This is a genomic window from Aeromonas sp. SCS5, from assembly GCF_001887375.1.
GTDB classification, from domain to species: Bacteria; Pseudomonadota; Gammaproteobacteria; order Enterobacterales; family Aeromonadaceae; genus Aeromonas; species Aeromonas jandaei.
Map to the genome: position 1 here is coordinate 1 of NZ_LFCS01000037.1, position 240 is coordinate 240.

General features: G+C 60.4%; 1 protein-coding gene. It reads right to left on the reverse strand.

Features of this window, described 5'->3' with window-relative positions:
* The coding region (locus tag BS300_RS20850; protein WP_143241880.1) for a hypothetical protein at positions 1-240 on the reverse strand (240 nt) is incomplete at both ends.

Genomic DNA, 240 nt, shown 5'->3' on the forward strand with positions numbered 1-240 from the left:
TCCGGTCAGGGTGCTCTGGATAGCTGCGATGTCAAAACCAAGAGAGTTAGGGTCAAGGGCATCGCTGCCATGCGCGACCGAGAAACTCATGGTGCTGACGGCAGCCGTCTCCCCTTGCGCCATCTCGGTCATCGTAGTGCCAGTCACGGCGGAGATGGTCGGATTGGCACCATCCCCCACCGCCACGGTAATGGTGGAGGAGACTTTGTCACCATCGCTGTCGAGCAGGGTAAAGCCCGC